Here is a 3369-nt window from a genome sequence, read left to right as displayed (position 1 = left end):
CGGTGGGCGCGCGCAGCGCCGGCGTGCCGCTGCAACGGGTGGCGTCGGTGTGCCCGGTGCTGGATCCCGGCCTGACCATGGACAGCATCGAAAACGGCCCGGCGATGTACGACTGGTACTTCCGCCGCAAGTGGGCTGGATCGCTGCGGCGCAAACAGGCGGTCTATCCCGAGCTGAGTGATTGGGATGAGCGCGTGCTGCGGCTGGATATCCGCGCGCTGACCGCCTGGCTGGTCGAGCACCACACCGACTACGGTTCGCTGCAGGCCTATTTCGATGGCTATTCCATCGCCGGCGAGCGGCTGGCGGGCCTGCAGGTGCCGGCGGACATCCTGATGGCCAAGGATGACCCCGTCATTCCCTATGTCACCTTCAATGACTGGCAGCTGCCGCTGTCGGCCAGCCTGCAGACCGCCGAATGGGGTGGCCACTGTGGCTTCCTGGAAAACTGGCGGGGTGATGGGTTTTCCGAGCGCTGGGTCGCCCAGCACCTTGGACAGGCGGCCCGGGGCGGCTGAACCCGGCGCCGGCGGCACGCGGGGTCAGGGTCGTTACAATGCGGGTTTGCACTCCAGCCGGACCCGTCATGCAAGAACAGATACTCCAAGCCCTGCGTCGCCATGACGCCGACCAGGCCGTGCAGTTGGCCACCCGCTGGATCGCCGATGAGCCCCAGCTGCCGCAGGCGCATCGCTGGCATGCGCTGGCGCTGCAGCAGCAGGGCCAGCTGCCGGCCGCGGTCGAAAGCCTGCAGCGTGCGCTTGCGCTCTCCCCGGACGATGCCGACCTGCACCTGCAGCACGCCGGCCTGTTGCTGGCGCTGCACCAGTTCGAGGCCGCCGAAGCGGCGCTCGGGCGCACCACCGGCTTCAATCCGAACGAGCTGTCGGCCTACCTGATGCAGGCGCACCTGGCGCTGGCCCGCAATGACGTGGACGAGGCCGAAAAGCAGCTCAAGCTGGCCGCGCGCGTGGATGCGGAGAACCCGGAAGTGGTGGCGCTGTCGGGCATGGTGGCGCTGCGTCGTGGCGCGCTGGACGAGGCCTTGGCCCAGCTGTCCAGCGCCGTGCGCGCGCTGCCGGACGACCCGCGCATCGTCTACGCGCTGGGCACGGCGTACCTGCGCAAGGACATGCTGGCCTTCGCCGAACAGGCGTTCCGCCGCGTGCTGGTGCTCAACCCGAAGATGACCGCGCTGCACGGGCTGCTGGTGCAGCTGGCGCTGCGCCAGGACAACCCCGCCGCGGCCGCCGAGCTGATCGAGCAGGCCCTGCAGCAGCCCGGCCAGGACAGCGTGGCGATGCGCCGTTTCGCCGCGCAGCTGGCGTTGCAGTCCGGCCAGCCGCTGCAGGCGCGTGACCACCTGCGCCCGCTGCTGGCCGCCAATGCGGGTGACCCGCAGTTGCTGCAGCTGCTGCTGATGGCGTGGCAGCGCCTGGGCCGCGACGACGAAGCGCGCAGCGAACTGGATGCGGTGCTGGCCGACCACGACCAGCTGCACAACCTGTGGCTGGCGCGCCTGTCGGTGGAAGGCGTGGGCAGCGAAGGCGCCGTGGCAGTGGGCGAGCGCTGGCTGGCGGCGATGCCGGCGCACTTGCCGGCGCTGGAAACCCGCATGCGCCTGCACGACATGACCGGCGAGCACGACGCAGCCGAAGCGATGGCCGAACGCATCCTGGCGCTGGAGCCGGGCCGCGTCAGCGGTGCAACGCGGCTGGTGGACGGCCTGGTGCAGCGCGATCCGGCTGCCGCAGCGGCCCGCGTGCAGCAGATGGTGGACGCCGCCGAAGGACGTGCCCGGGAAGACCTGCGCACCTGGCTGGGCGAAGTGCATGACCGTGGCGGCCAGCCGCGCGAAGCACTGCGCACCTGGCTTGAGCTGCATGCCGACAACGTGGCCAACCGCCTGCCGCTGCCGCCGCAGGCCAAGGCGCCGGCCAGCTGGCCGGCACTTGGCGAGGTCGATCCGGAGCTGGCATCGCGCCCGATGTTCCTGTGGGGCGCTCCCGGTTCGAACGTCGAAAAAGTGATGAGCGCGCTCAGCGCGGCCAGTCCACTGGTGCGCGTCGACCGCTTCGGTGCCACGCCGCCGGACGACGCCTTCCAGAACTACAACACGCTGCAGGACCTGGCCTCGGGCAAGCTGTCGCCGCAGGGGCTGGTCGATGGCTGGCGCGCACGCCTGCCGTCGCGCGGCCTGTCCAACGACACCGTGATCGATTGGCTGCTGTTCTGGGACAACGCCTTGTTGTGGGCGCTGCGCCCGGCGCTGCCGCAGGGCCGCCTGCTGGTGGTGCTGCGTGATCCGCGCGACATGCTGCTGGACTGGATCGCCTACGGCTCCGGCGCACAGCTGGCGATCACCAGCCTGCAGGAAGCTGCCGAATGGCTGGCCCGCGCGCTGACCCAGGTCGCGGTGCTGAACGAGCAGGATCTGTACCCGCACGTGCTGGTGCGCGTGGATGCGGCCGGCAACGATCCGCAGGCGATGGCGCTGCTGCTCAGCGAGGTGATGGGCGTGCAGTTGCCAGTGGCACCGAACATCGGACCGCCGCGCCTGCCGAGCGGCCATTGGCGCAACTACCGCGAGGTCATGGGGGCGGCGATCGACCTGCTGACCCCGGTCGCGGTGCGCCTCGGGTACCCGGAGGAATGAGCCACATGCAACTGACCAGCACCAGCCTGGGCAACGGCGCGGCGATCGCGCGCGAATTCGCTGCCGGCGATGCCGATGGCTTCGCCCCGGACCGCAATCCGCAGCTGGCGTGGAGCGGGGTGCCTGAGGGCACCCGTTCCTTCGCGCTGATCTGCGTGGACCCGGATGTCCCGACGGTCGCCGACACCGTCGGCCGCACCGACATGACCATCCCGCGCGACCAGCCGCGGTGTGATTTCGTGCACTGGGTGATGGCCGACATCGCCGCCGACGTGCGCGAGCTCGCTGCCGGCAGCTGCAGCGATGGTTTCGTGGCCAAGGGCAAGACCGCGCCGGCCGGTCCGGCGGGCAGCCGCCAGGGACTGAATGATTTCACCGGCTGGTTTGCCGGCAACCCGGACATGGCCGGTGCCTACCTGGGCTACGACGGCCCGTATCCGCCGTTCAACGACGAACGCGTGCATCGCTACTTCTTCCGCGTGTTCGCGCTGGACGTGGCGACGCTGGAGCTGCCAACGCCGTTCAACGCCGGCGACGTGCATCGCGCGATGCAGGGCCACGTGCTGGCCGAAGCATCACTGCATGGCACTTATACGTTGAATCCTTCGCTGTAAAACGCGACGTCAACGTCAACGTCAACAGCTGCAGGGCTGTTGCGTTGGCGGGGCGGGGTGGGTTGGCGGGGGACGGCAGAAGCCGCTCCTGCGGGCCTC

Annotated in this window: 3 protein-coding genes; all 3 read left to right on the top strand. The window is 69.9% G+C overall.

Translation table 11 applies throughout. From position 1 onward, the window contains the following. A partial coding sequence (locus ABB28_RS17280; protein ID WP_484600293.1) for an alpha/beta fold hydrolase family protein occupies nucleotides 1-518 on the top strand: 518 nt, incomplete at its 5' end. A gap of 68 nt (nucleotides 519-586) precedes the next feature. After that, the gene (locus ABB28_RS17275; RefSeq protein ID WP_057687593.1) at nucleotides 587-2656 is read left to right on the top strand and encodes a tetratricopeptide repeat protein; all 2070 of its coding nucleotides are present in this window, start codon (nucleotides 587-589) and stop codon (nucleotides 2654-2656) included. A 5-nt stretch (nucleotides 2657-2661) separates the two neighbouring features. Next, nucleotides 2662-3270: a YbhB/YbcL family Raf kinase inhibitor-like protein gene (locus ABB28_RS17270; protein ID WP_057687592.1), complete on the top strand. Its 609-nt coding sequence runs from the start codon at nucleotides 2662-2664 to the stop codon at nucleotides 3268-3270. Nucleotides 3271-3369: the final 99 nt, after the last annotated feature.

It is taken from the genome of Stenotrophomonas chelatiphaga (genome assembly GCF_001431535.1).
In the GTDB taxonomy this organism is placed as follows: Bacteria; Pseudomonadota; Gammaproteobacteria; order Xanthomonadales; family Xanthomonadaceae; genus Stenotrophomonas; species Stenotrophomonas chelatiphaga.
Note: the sequence above shows the minus strand (reverse complement) of the source record. Positions and strands in the feature narration are given on the sequence as shown.

Coding starts and splice junctions, on each gene's coding strand:
- ABB28_RS17275 (WP_057687593.1), top strand. CDS start 587: ATGCAAGAACAGATACTCCAAGCCCTGCGTCGCCATGACGCCGACCAG.
- ABB28_RS17270 (WP_057687592.1), top strand. CDS start 2,662: ATGCAACTGACCAGCACCAGCCTGGGCAACGGCGCGGCGATCGCGCGC.